The 511-nt window shown below is 61.6% G+C and carries 1 protein-coding gene; it reads right to left on the reverse strand.

All coding sequences use genetic code 11. The features are described 5' to 3' along the window. Positions 1-511: aldehyde dehydrogenase family protein (locus ACI3KQ_RS15980; protein ID WP_404959340.1), on the reverse strand; the 511-nt coding region annotated here is incomplete at both ends.

Raw genomic sequence — 511 nt, forward strand, 5'->3', positions numbered from 1 at the left:
ATTCGTGGTCGTTGATCAGCTTGACCGCCGAGGCGTAGTCATTGGCGCGAACGACCGACAGGACGGGGCCAAAGATCTCTTCCTTGTAGATGGTCATATCGGGGGTGACATTGTCGAACAGCGTGCCGCCGACATAATAGCCGCCTTCATAGCCCTGTAAGGTGAAGCCGCGGCCATCCACAACCAGCTCTGCGCCCTGCTCGACCCCTGAATCGATGTATCCAAGAATCTTGTCGCGATGCATCTTGGTGACGACCGGACCCATTTCGGCGTCCTTGTCGGTCGCCGGGCCGATCTTGAGCGATTCGACGCGCGGCTTGAGCTTGGCGACCAGCGCATCGGCGGTTTCCTTGCCGACGGGCACGGCCACCGAAATGGCCATGCAGCGCTCGCCGGCCGAACCATAACCAGCGCCCATCAGGGCGTCGGCCACCTGGTCGAGATCGGCATCGGGCAAAATGACCATGTGGTTCTTTGCGCCGCCCAGGGCCTGCACGCGCTTACCGGCCTT

This window comes from Sphingobium sp. ZW T5_29 (assembly GCF_044987515.1).
GTDB lineage: Bacteria > Pseudomonadota > Alphaproteobacteria > Sphingomonadales > Sphingomonadaceae > Sphingobium.